This is a genomic window from Burkholderia sp. E168m15 (assembly GCF_016586105.1).
Lineage (GTDB): Bacteria > Pseudomonadota > Gammaproteobacteria > Burkholderiales > Burkholderiaceae > Burkholderia > Burkholderia orbicola.
Genome location: NZ_BCPO01000171.1, coordinates 35,406 through 52,159, shown reverse-complemented (window position 1 = coordinate 52,159; position 16,754 = coordinate 35,406). Strand labels below are relative to the sequence as shown.

Here is a 16,754-nt window from a genome sequence, read left to right as displayed (position 1 = left end):
AGCGCGAGCGCGAAGGTGGCCCGATGGTAATGCAGGATCGCGTCCGCGCAAAGGCGGTGCGTGCGCTCCGTTTCAGACGCGCACGGGCGGCCGCCGTGCGGCGGCGCATCGGCCGGCTGCGTCAACCGGTCGTGTCAACCCGTCGCATCAACCAACCGCGTCACCCAACGGCGTCACCCAACGGCGTCAACCAACGGCGTCAACCAGCCGGCGCGGGCAGCGCCGACGCCCGGTCATTCGTTCGATTGCGCCGCGGCATCTTCCTGCGTATCGCCGTCGGCGTCCGGATAGACGATCGCACCGTCATCGCGGACCGTCGCGCCGGCCGTGATGCGCGCCGGCTCCACACGATTCAGGCCCATGATGTGCAGCACCGTCTCGCCGCGCGCGAGCAGGTAGTCGGACACGATACGCCGGTGACAGCGCCACCAGACGGCCTCCGAACACATGAGCGCGCAGCGCTGCTGCTCCCCGAGCGCGATCAGCCGCGCGAGGCCGGCGCGGAATTCCGGCGACAGCGCGTAGTCGGCGTACCGATGGAAGCTGCGGTTCGTCCAGAAGCCGTTGAGTGCGTCGGGCACGTCGCGCGACTTGCCGCGCAGCCCGCCGAGCTCGGCGATGTGCTCGTAGCCGATGTCGGCAGCGGCCAGCGCGTCGGGCAGCGTTGCCTCGTTGAACTGCGGGTTGGTGCGCGAGCGCGTCATCTTGCGGATATCGACGAGCAGCGTGATGTCGACGGCCCGCAGCATCGCGACGAGTTCGTCGAGCGTGCGGTTCGAATGGCCGATCGTGTAGAACGGGAGCGTCACGTGCGCTCCTTGCCGGCGACGCGTTCGAGCACGCGGCCGCGATGCGCGGCGATGTGGTCGGTGCGATCGCTTTTGATTTCGTATTGGGGATCGTCGGGCGACGCGCGATGACGATGGCCCTTGTAGTCGAAATCCTGCGTGTGCACCGCGATGATCGTGCCGGTCACGTAACCGGCTTCGGAATTCCAGCGGACATGGTCGCCCGGTTCGAACGGCGTCGTCATGCGTGAGCCTCCTCGTGGTGATGCTCTTGCGATACGGCCGCAAGCGGCGGGTGGAGCGAGCCACGCCAGTATGCACGTCGCCGCGCTTTCGCGCGTGCGAGGTGCATCGTGTGGGGCCTCGGTCAGGCTCGTCCATGCAATCTGCATGCCCCGTATCGACGTCTGAAGTGACATTTTTACTTCGCGAACGTTGACGACTTTGCTTTGGCCGACGGCTCGACGACGATCAGGCGAAGCAGATGAAAGTCGATCCCGATCCGATCGTCCGGCATTTGGCGCTGTCTCCGAACGACCGCCTCGAATCGGCGCGCGGTTCGGCAATGGACCGCCGACAGGACATCGTGCATCAGCAAAACTCTGGCAGTTTTTGCAGATGCGTTGTCATCTTCCACAAATTCATGCTGGCTGGATGTCGATAAAGTACGCATCACGCAGACGCTTCAAAGCACCGACGTGCCGGGTTCCCGTGCTTCGACCCGGTAGTGAACAAGCGTTGTGCGATGTCGATGGCCGCGATGCGTCATGAACCCATGATGCAGCGCTTCGAGCGCTGCTCAGCACCATCGACGGATTGCCGAGAGATCGACCGTAAGGTCGGGTCAGATTGGGGAGTTAATCATCATGAAACTTGTCATTTCGAAAGTCGCAAAGGCAATCGTGTCCGCGTGCGCCATTCAGAGGGCCGACGTCATGGTCTGCAATTCGGCGGGACAGCAGATCCCGTACGTCATGTTGTTCACCATGTATGGCTTCGTCTGAGCGCGGCGCCACGGCCTCACAAGGAAGGAGATTCTCATGCGCACGACAATTGCAGCGATACTCTGGTTCGTCACGTGCATCCCGTTTGCCGCGAGCGCCGGTGTAGTCGATGCGGGCTGCGCCGCGGCCGTGGTCACGAGCGGAAAGACGCGCGCCGAAGTGCGGGCCGAACTCGTTCAGGCAGAACGCGACGGCTGGATTTCGACTCACTCGCCCAGGCAGCGGACCTATCCGCCCGATATGGCGCAGGCTCGCCGGAATCGGGATGTCCGCGATGCAGGCGCGGTGGCGACGCCATCCTTGCAGGCGTCGAACCAGCAGCCTTGAACAATGACCCTGGCGTCCGCATGCTGGCGCTGCAATATCGCTGCATCGTCATGTAGGCTCCAGGGCGAGCCACGCTCAGAACTTATGTCGTATAGCGAGCCGATAAACCATCTGGTGGTTATTCGACGAATCTCCGGAGCCGCCGATGTTGGCGACGGCTGGCGCGCCCGTCGACGATGTGCCCGAAGCGCGCTGCCAGCCGCCGGAGAAGTACACGTCGGTACGCTTCGACAGCAGATAATCCAGCGTGAACGCCACCTGATTGTAGTGCTGGTTGCCGACGGCATTGCCTTGTGCCGTCGTGACGCTCCGCGCGTTCATGTAGTCGTACGCGACGCCGACGAAAAAGACCGGCGTGACACGGTAGTTCAACCCGATGTCGTAGTTGTTGAAGACGGCGGTACCGTTCATGAACCCCGCACCGAGATTGGCGTATTGAACGTTCGAATACGATGCGCTGATCGTCGCGTTTCCGATCGTGTAGGCCGCCGCGATGACGGCGTCCTGATAGGCCTGCGCGACCTGATAGGCCGAGTTCAGAGAGGAGGCCAGCAGATTGAAGCCGCTTGCATAGTTGGTGAACCATCCGTTGCCTGGCGTCGAGGTCGGGTGTTTGAAGTAATCGAACGCCGCGCCGATCTGAAGCGGACCGTGTGTGTAACCGACTCCAAGCGAATAGCCCGACATCGACGTGAAGTCGCCGGGTACGCCGCCAAGGCTATATTCGACGCCAAAGGAGAAGCCGCGGAAGTCCGGGCTCATGTAGCGCACGGAGTTGTTGAATCGCACGCTGTTGCTGGTGTTGTCGAAATCTCCCGGATGCGCGCTCGGCAGGTCGCCAACCGCCGCGGATCCGGCAAGAAACTCGGGGAAATACCACACCATGTCGTATTGACGGCCGGCGGTGAGAGAGCCGTAAGTGTCGCTGCTCAGTCCGACGAAAGCCTGCCGGCCGAACGCCGTGCCGCCCTGGGCAAACTGTCCGTTGTTCACGTTGATGCCGGACTCGAGCGTAAAAATCGCCTTGAGACCGCCACCCAGGTCTTCCTTGCCGGTCAGCCCCCAGCGGCTGCCGTCGATGCCGTCCAGCGAGTCCATGTAGACGGCTTTGCCGCCGCCTACGTTGGTCTGGTAATGAATGCCGTTGTCGATCTCGCCATAGAGTGTGACGCTGCTCTGGCTATGCGCGACGGAACTGGCCAGCCCCACGAGCGAGCCGACAATGATTTCGATTTTTTTGGTTTTCATGAGATCTCCGCAATCAAAAGGCCATACAAAAGAACGGTTCACTTGACGTTCATCGATTCAGCGAGCGGTACCGGTCAGGCCGAAAAGGATTTCTTCAGGCCGTTCTTCGTCAGGCCATAGCAAGCGCCCATCAGCGCCACGCAAGCCGCTGCAATGAGGATTGGCGCGGCTGCCACGCGAAACATCGCGTCGACGCTCCAGTTGTTCGCGTACAGGACGCCCGCGAGGTAAGTGCCGCCCGCGGCGCCGAGCCGACCGAATCCGTAGGCCCACGCGACGCCCGGGGCGCGCAATTCCGGGCTATAGAACAGCGTGCACAACGCGATCGCGCAGGTTTGTCCGCCGCTGATGCAAAAGCCGCAAAAGAAGATCGTCGTGAGTAAAGCGAGATGCGATGAGCCGATCGCGATGGAGATTGCGTACATCGACACGGCGCCGCCGACGTAGACCGCGGACAGAATTCTGTAAGGGCTCGTGCGATCCATGATGGGTCCCATCAGCAGACTGGCCACCATGCCGCCGATGATCACGGTGATGGTCGCCCAGACCACGAGCGCGGGTGGGAACGAGATGGACGCGAGAACGGTCGGCAGCCAGCTCTGCAGAAAATAGAACGCGGCCAGGTTGATGGCGAATACGGCCCACAGCAGGAATGTCCCCACGCGGAATTGTGCGGAGAACAACCCGAGCACACTTGCGTCTGCCGGCTTCTCTTCGTGAGTGACCAGTTCGCTGTCCGCTTGCAGCGTGAAATCGGGAAAGAGGCGCTTGGTTGCACGAAGCAATTCACCGGGCTGCGCGTTCGCCGACAGGTAGGCCACGGATTCCGGCAGCAGCGGGACGAGCAACACCGTCAAGCCGACTGCCGCGAGCCCGCCCAGCCACAGTGGGCCTTCCCAGCCGAACCGCGGGATCAACGCGCTGCTGCAGATGCCCGCGAAGATGAACCCCAGCGCATATCCCATGTAGACGAGAATGACGAAAGTCGCGCGGGTTCTCTTCGGGCTGAATTCCGAAACGAGGCCCACCGCGCAAGGCGTGGCCGCTCCGAGCCCGATGCCGGTGAGGAACCTCAAGGCGATCAGCTGCGGCACGCTGGTGGCAAAGACGGTCAGGACGGTGAACAGGCCGAAAGCAGCGGTTGCCACGAAAGCGATCTTCTTCGTGCTGAAGCGTCGGGTCGCGAACGGAATGCCGAAATTGCCGATCAGCAACCCGAAGAACACCGCTGAAAAAATCGCGCCGAATACCGCCTTGGGCAGTTGCCATTCTTTCGCGAGAACGGGCACGATGAAGCTGATGACCTGGGTGTCGAAGCCGTCGAAAAGCATCAGCAGCGCGCAGAAGGCGACGATGAAATACTGCCTCCTGCCGATTCTGCGACTGTCGATGATGTCGTAGACGTTGATTTTCCGTATTTCCACATCGTTCTCCTCGCGTTAAAAGAAAAGGTTTTACTTCGGGTATTGCATTTTCTTGCCGGGTTAAAGGTGGTGGCGCGAATGGGCGAGCATTCGGTGCCATTAAAATGGGATTGAAGAATCGACGATTAATGCGACGAATACTTGATAAATTTACGAAGCTGATTGTTGATGCAAATGCGGCGGCCCGGCGGATTCGATCGACGACCGTGCCGTCCCGTCCCGAACGGGGCGAGCGCCATGCACAATGGTGCGGCGCCATCGTCCGTTCGGTATTGGTGTGAAAAAACTGTCTCGCTTGATTTATTATTCCGTCGCTCCGTATTTCATTGCGTTTGAAGAAATCCGGGGCGCCGGGATCGTGAAGTCATCTTGATTGCACGGAGAAATATTGCCGCAGTCCAGGCAGTATTTATTATTCTTGTGTTGCCGCGGCGGTGCTCCGTTCGGCAGATTGTGCGGTGAGAGCGGTCGATCGAAGCGTAATTCGCGGTCGGTGGCCCGCTGAACTTCGCGGTGCCGTCCACGCCGATCTGCTCGACGCCATCGTGGGGTTCGCCCGGCTCGTCGAGCGTGCACGTGACGCGCCACAGCCCATGTACGAAGCACAATCGGGGCCGAACCGGACTGCATGGGCATCGACACCGTCGAACCGCTCACGCGCGAGCCCGGACGTCGGGCGTCCGGGAAGGGGCGGTCTCGCGCAATGAAGTCGTGGCGCCATTCCAGCGTGGCACGTGATGCGGCTGTGCCTGCTTATGCTTCGCATCGTTCGCCACAATTTCAACATGTCGCTAGAATGCCCGATATGAACCGTTACGTTAGCCTTCCTGATTTTGCGGATCCGGACGCGATCGATCGGCCGGCGGTAGCGATGTGCATGCACGTCGACGAGCATGCTGCCGAAATTCCGGTTCACAAGCATCAGAAGGGGCAGCTGGTGCTGGCGTTGCACGGCGCCGTGACCTGCCGGGTCGCGGGCGCGTTCTGGATCGTCCCGCCGCAATGCGGCGTCTGGATTCCCGGCGAGATGCCGCACAGTAACCATGCGACACCCAATGCCCGGCTTTGCTATCTGTTCGCCGAGCCCGGTGTCGTCGACTTGCCGACGGAGTGCTGCACGCTGTCCATTTCGCCGATGCTGCGCGAAATGATTCTGCATCTGGCCGGTGCGCCGCTCGACTACGAGCAGGGCGGCCATACCGACCGGCTTGCGCGCGTGCTGTTGCATGAGCTGACGTTGATGCCGGTCGAGCGCCTCTATCTGCCGGTTACGGATCATCCGCGCATCCGGCAGATGGCGGACGCATTGAACGCCAATCCCGGCGATCGCAGCACCGTCGCGCAATGGGCGAAGCGTCTCGCCATGAGCGAGCGTTCGCTGGCAAGACTCGTCGTCAGTGAAACGGGACTGACCTTCGGCCGCTGGCGGCAGCAGTTGCAACTGCTCGTTGCGGTGCGCGAGCTTGCCGGCGGCGCTTCCGTGCAACGCGTGTCGGACGAGCTCGGCTATGAGTCGGTAACCGCCTTCATCACCATGTTCAAGAAAGCGCTCGGGCATTCGCCAGGCCGCTATTTCGCCGCGCTGGCTCGCACGCAATCGGAGGCCGGGCTCGCGCCGGCGGCTGCGACCGAGATGGACGACCGAGCGGATGGCGCAGCGGACGTTGTGGGCGATGCATGAAGCCGCGCCTTCGCCCATTTTCCCGCCCGTGACGCCGGGTTCTCCATGCGAGACCGCGCGCATCGAATAGAAATGCTGTAGATCGCGCATTCCGCAGAAGACACTGCAGCCGATACCGCTTTGGCGGCCTTCAATACGACCACACATTCTGCGGCATCCCCCGTAATCTTTGCGCACTCGCCACTGAACTCGCATTGCTTTTACGGAGTTGCAAGATGACCGACTTATCGACGGGGACACCCTCGATCCTTTCCCTGGGCCAGACGAAAGTCGACGACGACCCACTCGAAACCGCCGAATGGCTCGATGCGCTCGATGGCGTGGTTCGGCATGCCGGTGCCGAACGGGCTCAGTACCTGTTCGATCGGCTCGCGGCCCACGCGTCGTCCAACGGTATCGCAACGGCGCGCCTCAATGTCACGCCCTACGTGAATACGATCGCCGTCGCTCAGCAGCCGCCGTATCCGGGAGACTTCGATATCGAAGAAAAGCTTGCCGCCGCGCTGCGCTGGAATGCGCTGGCCATGGTCGTGCGGGCCAATCGCGCCTACGGTGAACTCGGCGGGCATATTGCCAGCTATGCGTCGGCGGCCGACCTGTTCGAAGTGGGCTTCAATCATTTCTTTCGCGGCGCGAACGATGCCAACGGTGGCGATCTCGTCTATTTTCAACCCCATTCCGCGCCGGGCGTTTACGCGCGGGCTTACCTCGAAGGTTTTCTCGACGAAGCGCATCTCGAGCATTACCGACAGGAAATCACCGGTGCGGGCCTGTGTTCCTACCCGCATCCGTGGCTGATGCCGGACTTCTGGCAGTTCCCGACCGGCTCGATGGGCATTGGGCCGATCAACTCGATCTACCAGGCGCGCTTCATGCGCTATCTGCAGAACCGCGGACTGCAACGCACGGAAGGCCGCAAGGTGTGGGGCTATTTCGGCGATGGCGAAATGGACGAACCCGAGGCGATCGGCGCGCTGTCGCTGGCCGCGCGCGAGCGGCTCGACAATCTCGTGTTCGTGATCAACTGCAATTTGCAGCGGCTCGACGGACCGGTGCGCAGCAATGGCCGCATCATCGACGAACTCGAGGCGCAGTTTACGGGGGCGGGCTGGAACGTCATCAAGGTGTTGTGGGGTTCGGACTGGGATCCCCTGTTCGCACGCGATCGCAGTGGGGCGCTGTTGCGCGCGTTCGCGCACACCGTGGACGGCCAGTTCCAGACTTTTTCCGCCAACGACGGTGCCTACAATCGTGACCGCTTTTTCGGTCAGAACGCCGAACTGGCCGCACTCGCCGCGCATCTGAGCAACGACGATATCGACCGCCTGCGGCGCGGCGGCCACGATGTGCGCAAATTGCACGCTGCCTACGACAAGGCGTCGAAACACAGCGGGCAACCTACGGTGATTCTCGCGAAGACGATGAAGGGCTTCGGCATGGGCTCGATCGGCCAGGGGCGCATGACCACACATCAGCAGAAGAAGCTCGACATCGAACAGTTGAAGGCGTTTCGCGACCGCTTTCGCCTGCCGCTCTCCGACGACGATGTCGAACAACTCAAGTTCTACAAGCCGGACGAAAGCAGTGCCGTCATGCAGTATCTGCACGCGCGCCGTGCGGCGCTGGGCGGCTACCTTCCGCGCAGGCGCACAGCGGCGTCGCACGCGCCGGCCGTGCCCGCGATGTCGTCGTGGGGACGATTCGCGCTCGATACCAACGACAAGGAAATGTCGACCACGATGGCGTTCGTGCGCATGCTCGGCAACCTGTTGAAGGACGCCGAGCTGGGGCCGCGTGTGGTGCCCGTCGTCGCCGACGAGGCGCGCACCTTCGGCATGGCGAATCTGTTCCGGCAAATCGGCATCTATTCTCCGCTCGGTCAACTGTACGAGCCGGAAGACATGGGTTCGATGCTTTATTACCGTGAGGATACCGGCGGCCAGATTCTGGAAGAGGGCATCTCCGAGGCGGGCGCGGTGTCGTCGTGGATTGCCGCGGCGACGTCATACAGCGTGCACGATCTGACGATGCTGCCGTTCTATATCTACTACTCGATGTTCGGTTTCCAGCGCATCGGCGACCTGATCTGGGCGGCTGCCGATCAGCGCGCGCGCGGTTTCCTGATCGGCGCGACGGCCGGCAAGACGACGCTCGGCGGTGAAGGTCTGCAGCATCAAGACGGCACGAGCCACCTCGCGGCCTCGACGATACCGAACTGCCGCGCGTACGATCCGGCCTTCGCGTACGAAGTGGCGATGATCGTCGACGAGGGCATGCAGGAGATGATCGCGCGTCAGCGCGACGTCTTTTACTACATGACGGTCACCAACGAAAACTACGCACAACGTTCGTTGACTGAAGCGGATCTCGATCGCGTCCGTAGCGGCGTGCTCAAGGGGATGTACGTGCTGGAGCCCGCGCAGATCGAGATCGCGCAGGTGCAGTTGCTCGGCTCGGGCGCGATTCTCGGTGAGGTCCAGGCCGCGGCACGGATGTTGAAAGACGACTGGAATATCGACGCGGCCGTCTGGAGCGTGACGAGCTTTACCGAATTGCATCGCGACGGCGTGTCCGCGGAGCGTGCGCAGCGGCTACTGGATCACGGCGAGCCTGCGGTGCCCTACGTGACGGCCGCCCTGGGCGCCGCACGTGGACCGGTGATCGCCGCGACCGACTATGTGCGCGCCGTGCCCGAGCTGATCCGCGCGTATGTACCGTCCCGCTACGTCGTGCTCGGCACCGACGGCTTCGGGCGCAGCGATACACGTGCGGCGTTGCGTGCGTTCTTCGAAGTGGACCGTGCGTCGATCGTGATCGCCGCGCTGAAAGCACTCGTCGACGAGGGCCGGCAGGACCCTGACGTCGTGCGTCAGGCGATCGACCGATACGGGCGAAGCGGAACCGGGCTGACCGAACCCTGGCTGGTCTAGCACCCGTTGACCGGTGAGCGTCGTGCGAGCGGCGCGCGAAGTGGCTGCTCGAAGGCCTTGCGCGTCCATCGGTCCATCGCGGGAAATCCGATCGAATCAAGTGCGTCCGACCTGATGAAGAGGGGGCGTTGACTGTTGAAATGCTTGCTGTTGGAGACGAATGTGCGGGTGACACGAATAGAAGTGCCGGATATCGGCGATTACAAGAACATCCCCGTGATCGAAGTTCTGGTGGGAGTCGGACAACGCGTCGAACGGGAGCAGTCGCTCGTCGTGCTCGAGTCGGACAAGGCGACGATGGATGTGCCCAGTCCCACCGCTGGCGTGATCAAGGAGATGAAGGTCGCCGTCGGCGAGACGGTGTCGCAAGGCACGTTGATCGCGCTGCTCGACAGCGACGGCGAGCGGCAGGACGACGCGGCGCCTGTGCCTCCGGCCGCCTCGGCTGCGCGCGATCTCGCGTGTCCGTCGGCGAATGTCGCGACAGGGCTGGTGCCGGCGCTTGCGCCGGCGCCCGAACTGAACTCCGCATCCGCGCCATTGCATCACGCGCCGGCGCGCGAAGGCGAGCCGTCTCGCGCCAGCCACGCATCGCCGTCGGTGCGCAAGTTCGCGCGCGAGCTCGGCGTCGACGTCGCGCGCGTGTCGGGCAGCGGCCCGAAGGGCCGCATCACCAAGGACGACATCACGGGCTTCGTGAAGGGCGTGATGTCGGGCCAGCGCGCGGCGCCGGGCGCGGCAGCCGCGCCGGCAGGCGGCGGCGAGCTGAACCTGCTGCCGTGGCCGAAGGTCGACTTCGCGAAGTTCGGCCCGTTCGAGCCGAAGCCGCTGTCGCGCATCAAGAAGATCTCGGGCGCGAACCTGCATCGCAACTGGGTGATGATCCCGCACGTCACGAACAACGACGAAGCGGACATCACCGAGCTCGAAGCGCTGCGCGTGCAGCTGAACAAGGAGCACGAAAAGGCGGGCGTGAAGTTCACGATGCTCGCGTTCGTGATCAAGGCGGTGGTGGCCGCGCTGAAGAAATTCCCGACCTTCAACGCGAGCCTCGACGGCGACAACCTGGTGTTCAAGCAGTACTACCACATCGGGTTCGCGGCCGACACGCCGAACGGTCTGGTCGTGCCGGTGATCCGCGATGCGGACAAGAAGGGCCTCGTCGACATCGCGAAGGAAATGGCCGAGCTGTCGAAGGCCGCGCGCGACGGCAAGCTCAAGCCCGATCAGATGCTGGGTGGCTGCTTCTCGATCTCGTCGCTCGGCGGGATCGGCGGCACGCACTTCACGCCGATCATCAACGCGCCGGAAGTGGCGATCCTCGGGTTGTCGCGCGGGCAGATGAAGCCGGTGTGGGACGGCAAGCAGTTCGTGCCGCGGTTGACGATGCCGCTTTCCCTGGCGTTCGATCATCGCGTGATCGATGGCGCCGAAGCCACGCGGTTCAATGCTTATCTTGGCGCGTTGCTCGCGGATTTCCGTCGCATCATTCTTTGATGAGAAGAGGGGCTCGCGGGGGCGTGCGTTTTTGTCGGTGCGCCCCGTACTGTCGTTGAACCTGTTTTGCATACGGTCTGCTAGCGTCGCCCCTGCGCGGGGCGGCGGTTACTTTTCTTTGTCTTCCAAAGAAAAGTAACCAAAAGAAAGGCGCGTCCTTGGGCGGACAGCAAAGGTGGTTCTGCCCAGGTTCGCGTTCTCTTGTCAGGCCGTGGCCGGTTCATCGCGCGAGTTTCCATTCCCTCTCTCCGTAGCCAACAAGAAGGGGACGTACATGAGTCTCATCGAAGTCAAAGTTCCAGATATCAGCGATTTCAACGGCATCGATGTCATCGAAGTCAACATCAAACCCGGCGACGTGATCGAAAAAGAGCAAACGCTCCTCACGCTCGAATCCGATAAGGCATCCATGGAAGTGCCCAGCCACATCGCAGGCACCATCAAGGAAATCAAAGTCAAAGCCGGCGACAAAGTCTCCCAAGGCACCGTGATCGCACTCGTCGAAGCGTCCGCAAACGCCACCGCACCGGCGAAAGCACCAGAGCCCGCCAAGCCCGTCGCGGCCGCGGCACCGGCTGCGGCTCCGGCACAGGCCGCAGCCGCAGCCGCTGCCGCTCCGGCGCCGCAAGCCGGCAGCTACGGCGGCTCAGCCGACATCGAGTGCGACATGCTCGTGCTCGGCGCCGGCCCCGGCGGCTACTCGGCCGCGTTCCGCGCCGCCGACCTCGGCATGAAGACGGTGCTCATCGAACGCTATTCGACACTCGGCGGCGTATGCCTGAACGTCGGCTGCATCCCGTCGAAAGCGCTGCTGCACACGGCGCTGGTCGTCGAGGAAGCCGCAGCGCTCGCGTCGCACGGCATCACGTTCGGCAAGCCCCAAGTCGACCTCGACAAGCTGCGCGACTTCAAGGGCGGCGTCGTCAAGAAGCTGACCAGCGGCCTCGCCGGCATGGCGAGGGCGCGCAAGGTCGAAGTCGTGACCGGCATCGGCGCATTCGTCGACCCGTTCCACATGGAAGTGCAGGGCGACAACGGCAAGAAGATCGTCAAGTTCAAGCAGGCCATCATCGCCGCCGGCTCTCAAGCAGTGAAGCTGCCGTTCATGCCGGAAGACCCGCGCGTCGTCGATTCGACCGGTGCACTCGAGCTGCGCCAGCTGCCCAAGCGGATGCTCGTGATCGGCGGCGGCATCATCGGCCTCGAAATGGCGACGGTGTACTCGACGCTCGGCGCCGAGATCGACGTCGTCGAAATGATGGACGGCCTGATGATGGGCGCCGACCGCGATCTCGTGAAGGTCTGGGAAAAGTTCAACGCGAAGCGCTTCGGCAACGTGATGCTGAAGACCAAGACGGTCGGCGCGGAAGCGAAGGAAGACGGTATCTACGTGAAGTTCGAAGGCGAGAAGGCACCCGCGGAAGCGCAGCGCTACGACCTTGTGCTCGTCGCGGTAGGCCGCAGCCCGAACGGCAAGAAGATCGGCGCGGACAAGGCGGGCGTCGCGGTCACCGAGCGCGGCTTCATCGACGTCGACAAGCAGATGCGCACGAACGTGCCGCACATCTTCGCGATCGGCGATATCGTCGGCCAGCCGATGCTCGCGCACAAGGCCGTGCATGAAGGCCACGTCGCAGCCGAAGCCGCGCACGGCGAAAAGGCGTACTTCGACGCGCTGCAGATTCCGTCGGTGGCATACACCGATCCGGAAGTGGCATGGGCCGGCAAGACGGAAGATCAGTGCAAGGCCGAAGGCATCAAGTACGGCGAGGCGGTGTTCCCGTGGGCCGCATCGGGCCGCGCGATCGCGAACGGCCGCGACGAAGGCTTCACGAAGCTGATCTTCGACGAGGAAACTCATCGCGTGATCGGCGGCGGCATCGTGGGCCTGAACGCGGGCGACCTGATCAGCGAAGTGTGTCTCGCAGTCGAAATGGGCGCGGACGCCGAAGACATCGGCAAGACGATTCACCCGCACCCGACGCTCGGCGAATCGGTCGGCATGGCCGCCGAATTGTATGAAGGCGTCTGCACGGACTTGCCGCCGCCCAGAAAGGCCTGATCGCCATCTCGGCTTGCGTGTCGCAAGTATGACGAGTTGCGGGTTTTCCCGAGCGTGCGGCGACAATGACCGTTTTTGGTGATAACTCGACTTTTTATCAGAATTTTCCGCGGAGCTGCCAGGCATAAACTTGTTCATCAGGTGATGTTGTTCGAATGCCTGCTGGAGCGGAAATCGATGTTCTGCCGCGCAAGCGAGCGTTCGAACTTCAGGGCACCGGAGCCTTGTGCAAAGAGGAGACGCGGGCTATGAACGTTGCGCTGGACAGGATAGACCTTAGCATCCTGAGTGAACTTCAGGAGGACTCAAGTTTGACGAATCTCGAACTGGCGGCTCGAGTCAACCTGTCGCCCTCTCCCTGTCTCGTCAGGGTCAGAAATCTGGAGCGTCTCGGTGTAATCAGCCGACGCGTCGCCGTGCTCAATGCGTCCCTGCTCGGCCTGGGCATCATGGCCATCGTCGAGATCAGTCTGGAGCGGCAGGGCATGCAGGCGCGGGAGAGTTTTGCCGACACGGTCAGAGGCATCACCGAAGTCATGGACTGCTTCATGATGACCGGGCAAACCGACTATCTGCTGCGGGTGGTGGCGAGAGATCTCGTCGAACTCGAACACATCATCACGCACAAGCTGACGTCGCTTCCCGGTGTGGCCAGCGTTCGCTCGAACGTCGTCCTGAAACGGCTTGCCAACAAGACGACGCTTCCCATCGACAAGACGCGGCCTATCCAGATTCATGGACTGGCGCAGGCGTCGTGATCACATCGCGTAAGGTGCTCTCATGAGTAACGCAATGTCCGCCGGCCGGCCGGCAGATTCGCGCGCCGACATCGCAACGGCGTTGGAGATTATCGAAGAAGCGCGCGCCGGGCGGATGTTCATTCTGGTCGACGACGAGGACCGTGAGAACGAAGGCGACCTCGTCATTCCCGCGCAATTCGCCACGCCCGACGCCGTCAACTTCATGGCGACGCATGCGCGCGGCTTGATCTGTCTCGCGATGACTCGCTCGCGCTGCGAATCGCTGGGTTTGCATTTGATGAGCCGAATCAACGGTTCGCGGCACGAGACGGCCTTCACGGTGTCGATCGAGGCGCGTGACGGTGTGAGCACCGGCATCTCGGCGGCCGACCGCTCCCGCACGATTTCGCTGGCGATCAATCCGGAAACGGGGCGAGACGAGCTCGTTTCTCCCGGACACGTCTTTCCGCTCATGGCGCGCGACGGCGGCACGCTCGTGCGCGCGGGCCACACCGAGGCGGCGGTAGATATCGCCCGGCTGGCCGGGCTCGCACCGGCCGGTGCGATCTGCGAAATCATGAACGACGACGGCACCATGGCGAGGCTGCCGGACCTCATCGCCTTTTCACGGCGGCATCAGCTGAAGCTGGGCACGATCGCCGATCTCATCGCGTATCGCCGACGAACGGAACGGCTCGTCGAGGCCGTTGAACACGGGAGCTTCACCGAGCCGAATGGACGGCATTGGCGGATCGTGGTCTACCGGAACCGGATCGATCAGGTCGAGCATATCGCCTTCGTCATGGGCGATCTACGGGGCGCCGACCCCGTTCTCGTGCGCATGCATGCGATGGATACCATGAACGACGTCATCGGCGGTCACCACCTCGCGTCCCTGCGCGGCGCGGCGCGTTTGCTGGAGAACGAGAATCGCGGCGTCATCGTGGTGATCCGCGAATCCCGCCCGACGGCCGTGTCCGAGCGGGTGCGTGCCATGATGCATCCCAAGCCTGCCGAGCCGGAACTGCGCGATTACGGAATAGGCGCGCAAATTCTCACCGAACTCGGCGTGAAGAACATGATCCTGCTCTCCAATCATGAAAGAACGATCGTGGGCCTGGAGGGCTACGGTTTGAACATGGTCGAGCAGAGAAAAATAGAGCGAATTCACGACGATCAGGAAGTTTGACGCCATCCGGTCGCGCCGCCGTGCCGATGCAGAAATCGGGTCGTCCCGTTCCGATCGCGGGAGCGTTGTTCCGGATGAAGTCGTGACGCTCATCGCAGGGCGTTTCGTGACCATAAAAGCAACTGGAGGAGAGATGAGACACGCAGAAAACCCCGACATCGTCGGCGCGCGCGCGAGCGCCGTGGCCGCGGGGCGGCCCGCATGAAAACGACGGCGGAAAATCCCTATACGATCGGACTCGAGCGCGACCCGGCGAACTTCATTGCCTTGTCGCCGCTGACGTTTCTCGAACGCGCCGCGTCCGTCTGGCCGGAGCGCACGGCCATCGTGCACGGCACGATACGCCGCGACTGGGCCGAAACCTACCGGCGGTGCCGGATGCTCGCCGGCGCGCTGCGCGGGCGCGGCATCGGCAACGGCGATACGGTGGCGATGATCGCGGCCAATACGCCCGAACTGTTCGAGGCACATTTCGGTGTACCGCTTTGCGGCGCTGTCCTGAACACCATCAACACACGGCTCGATGCCGACACGATCGCGTTCATTCTCGGCCACGGCGACGCGAAGCTGCTGATCACCGACCGCGAATTCTCCTCGACGGTGAAGAAGGCCCTGGCACGGCTCGGCCGCGCCATTCAGGTCATCGACATCGACGACCCACAGTTCGGAGAAGGCGATCTGCTCGGCGAAAAAGACTACGAGGCGTTGCTGCAGGAGGCCGCGCACACAGAATTTTCTGTCGCGATGCCGGAAGACGAATGGCAGGCCATATCGCTGAACTACACATCCGGCACGACGGGCAATCCCAAGGGCGTCGTGTATCACCATCGCGGCGCATATCTGAACGCAGTATCGAACGCACTATCGTGGCATCTGGACGAGGACACGACCTATCTATGGACCTTGCCGATGTTTCACTGCAATGGCTGGTGCTTTCCGTGGACCATGGCGTTGGTGGCCGGCACCAGTGTTTTTCTGCGCCATACGCGGGCCGAGCGGATTCTCGCCGCCATCCGCACCGAGGCGGTCACGCATTTTTGTGCGGCGTCCGTAGTGTTGAACATGATCAATAACGCCGCGCCGGAGCTGAAAGCCGGCATCCGTCATGGAGTCAAGGTCATGACCGGCGGTGCGCCGCCGCCCGCTTCGGTGATCGCCGGCATGGAGCGCATGGGCTGGGACGTGACGCACGCCTACGGGTTGACCGAGTCCTATGGGCCGGTCGTGCAATGCGTGTGGCGCGACTCGTGGAATGCACTCGATCTCGATGCGAAAGCGCGGCTCAAGGCCCGCCAGGGAGTGCGCGGCCCCGCTCTCGAGGCAGTGATGGTAGCCAGCCCCGATACGCTGGAGCCTGTTCCAAAAGACGGGCAAACGCTCGGCGAGGTATTTCTGCGCGGCAACAACGTGATGAAGGGCTACCTGAAGAATTCGGACGCCACCGTGGAGGCATTTTCCGGCGGGTGGTTTCACACGGGCGATCTCGCGGTATGGCATCCCGATGGCTACCTGGAAATCAAGGATCGCTCGAAGGACATCATCATCTCGGGAGGCGAAAACATTTCGTCGATCGAGATCGAGGACATACTGTATTCCCATCCCGCCGTTCTGGAGGCGGCAATCGTCGCGCGTCCCGACGACAAGTGGGGCGAGACACCTTGTGCTTTCATCGCGCTCAAAGACGATTCGGCGGTGACCGAAGCGGACATCATCGCGTTTTGCCGCGAGCGGCTGGCACATTTCAAGGTGCCCAAGACCATCGTGTTCTCGCCGCTGCCGAAGACAGCGACCGGCAAGATCCAGAAGTTCCACTTGAGGGAGCGGGCGCGCCAGCTGTGAAAGGGGCGGCGGCGTAGCGCCAGCC

At 62.6% G+C, this 16,754-nt stretch carries 13 protein-coding genes; 9 read left to right on the top strand and 4 right to left on the bottom strand.

The features are described from left to right. Positions 1 to 233 precede the first annotated feature (233 nt). Complete coding sequence (locus JMF86_RS26265; protein ID WP_011548547.1) at positions 234 to 809, bottom strand: DUF488 family protein; 576 nt, start codon at positions 807 to 809, stop codon at positions 234 to 236. Next, positions 806 to 1,033: a DUF2945 domain-containing protein gene (locus JMF86_RS26260; RefSeq protein ID WP_011548546.1), complete on the bottom strand. Its 228-nt coding sequence runs from the start codon at positions 1,031 to 1,033 to the stop codon at positions 806 to 808. The genes JMF86_RS26265 and JMF86_RS26260 overlap by 4 nt, the downstream gene beginning before the upstream one ends. Positions 1,034 to 1,272: 239 nt before the next feature. Between JMF86_RS26260 and JMF86_RS26255 the strand changes: the two genes are divergently transcribed. After that, positions 1,273 to 1,452, top strand: a complete 180-nt coding sequence (locus JMF86_RS26255) for a hypothetical protein (RefSeq protein WP_124675975.1) — start codon at positions 1,273 to 1,275, stop codon at positions 1,450 to 1,452. Positions 1,453 to 1,828: 376 nt separating this feature from the next. After that, on the top strand, positions 1,829 to 2,119 hold the full coding sequence (locus JMF86_RS26250) for a DUF4148 domain-containing protein (protein ID WP_011548544.1): 291 nt from the start codon (positions 1,829 to 1,831) through the stop codon (positions 2,117 to 2,119). A gap of 75 nt (positions 2,120 to 2,194) precedes the next feature. On the opposite strand, the gene JMF86_RS26245 is transcribed toward JMF86_RS26250, so the two are convergent. Both JMF86_RS26245 and JMF86_RS26240 read right to left on the bottom strand, forming a co-directional pair. After that, positions 2,195 to 3,367 carry a porin gene (locus JMF86_RS26245; protein WP_011548543.1) on the bottom strand — a complete coding sequence of 391 codons (1,173 nt, stop codon included), beginning with the start codon at positions 3,365 to 3,367 and terminating at the stop codon, positions 2,195 to 2,197. 74 nt (positions 3,368 to 3,441) lie between these two features. Beyond that, positions 3,442 to 4,791, bottom strand: coding sequence for an MFS transporter (locus JMF86_RS26240; protein ID WP_011694456.1), 1,350 nt, complete (start codon positions 4,789 to 4,791; stop codon positions 3,442 to 3,444). 703 nt (positions 4,792 to 5,494) lie between these two features. Between JMF86_RS26240 and JMF86_RS26235 the strand changes: the two genes are divergently transcribed. The 7 genes from JMF86_RS26235 (at position 5,495) to JMF86_RS26205 (ending at position 16,729) form a co-directional block, all read left to right on the top strand. Then, positions 5,495 to 6,472: a helix-turn-helix domain-containing protein gene (locus JMF86_RS26235; protein ID WP_011548540.1), complete on the top strand. Its 978-nt coding sequence runs from the start codon at positions 5,495 to 5,497 to the stop codon at positions 6,470 to 6,472. Between the two features lie 215 nt (positions 6,473 to 6,687). Further along, the gene (mdeB, locus tag JMF86_RS26230) at positions 6,688 to 9,402 is read left to right on the top strand and encodes an alpha-ketoglutarate dehydrogenase (RefSeq protein ID WP_011694457.1); all 2,715 of its coding nucleotides are present in this window, start codon (positions 6,688 to 6,690) and stop codon (positions 9,400 to 9,402) included. Between the two features lie 162 nt (positions 9,403 to 9,564). Then, a complete protein-coding gene (gene aceF / locus JMF86_RS26225; protein ID WP_236593028.1) occupies positions 9,565 to 10,899 on the top strand; it encodes a dihydrolipoyllysine-residue acetyltransferase in 1,335 nt (444 codons plus the stop codon). A 274-nt stretch (positions 10,900 to 11,173) separates the two neighbouring features. Next, positions 11,174 to 12,961 (top strand): dihydrolipoyl dehydrogenase, encoded by a 1,788-nt coding sequence (lpdA, locus tag JMF86_RS26220; RefSeq protein WP_011548537.1) that lies wholly within the window; start codon positions 11,174 to 11,176, stop codon positions 12,959 to 12,961. A gap of 248 nt (positions 12,962 to 13,209) precedes the next feature. Next, on the top strand, positions 13,210 to 13,719 hold the full coding sequence (locus JMF86_RS26215) for an Lrp/AsnC family transcriptional regulator (RefSeq protein WP_011661374.1): 510 nt from the start codon (positions 13,210 to 13,212) through the stop codon (positions 13,717 to 13,719). Between the two features lie 22 nt (positions 13,720 to 13,741). Beyond that, on the top strand, positions 13,742 to 14,890 hold the full coding sequence (gene ribB, locus JMF86_RS26210) for a 3,4-dihydroxy-2-butanone-4-phosphate synthase (protein WP_011548535.1): 1,149 nt from the start codon (positions 13,742 to 13,744) through the stop codon (positions 14,888 to 14,890). Positions 14,891 to 15,091: 201 nt separating this feature from the next. Beyond that, positions 15,092 to 16,729 carry an acyl-CoA synthetase gene (locus tag JMF86_RS26205; protein WP_011548534.1) on the top strand — a complete coding sequence of 546 codons (1,638 nt, stop codon included), beginning with the start codon at positions 15,092 to 15,094 and terminating at the stop codon, positions 16,727 to 16,729. Positions 16,730 to 16,754 lie beyond the last annotated feature (25 nt).

Bases quoted from the DNA above. Each gene is read 5' to 3' on its own strand.
- lpdA (WP_011548537.1), top strand. From the start codon at position 11,174: ATGAGTCTCATCGAAGTCAAAGTTCCAGATATCAGCGATTTCAACGGC.
- JMF86_RS26215 (WP_011661374.1), top strand. From the start codon at position 13,210: ATGAACGTTGCGCTGGACAGGATAGACCTTAGCATCCTGAGTGAACTT.
- JMF86_RS26235 (WP_011548540.1), top strand. From the start codon at position 5,495: ATGAAGTCGTGGCGCCATTCCAGCGTGGCACGTGATGCGGCTGTGCCT.
- JMF86_RS26245 (WP_011548543.1), bottom strand. From the start codon at position 3,367: ATGAAAACCAAAAAAATCGAAATCATTGTCGGCTCGCTCGTGGGGCTG.
- ribB (WP_011548535.1), top strand. From the start codon at position 13,742: ATGAGTAACGCAATGTCCGCCGGCCGGCCGGCAGATTCGCGCGCCGAC.
- JMF86_RS26255 (WP_124675975.1), top strand. From the start codon at position 1,273: ATGAAAGTCGATCCCGATCCGATCGTCCGGCATTTGGCGCTGTCTCCG.
- JMF86_RS26205 (WP_011548534.1), top strand. From the start codon at position 15,092: ATGAAAACGACGGCGGAAAATCCCTATACGATCGGACTCGAGCGCGAC.
- mdeB (WP_011694457.1), top strand. From the start codon at position 6,688: ATGACCGACTTATCGACGGGGACACCCTCGATCCTTTCCCTGGGCCAG.
- JMF86_RS26250 (WP_011548544.1), top strand. From the start codon at position 1,829: ATGCGCACGACAATTGCAGCGATACTCTGGTTCGTCACGTGCATCCCG.
- JMF86_RS26260 (WP_011548546.1), bottom strand. From the start codon at position 1,033: ATGACGACGCCGTTCGAACCGGGCGACCATGTCCGCTGGAATTCCGAA.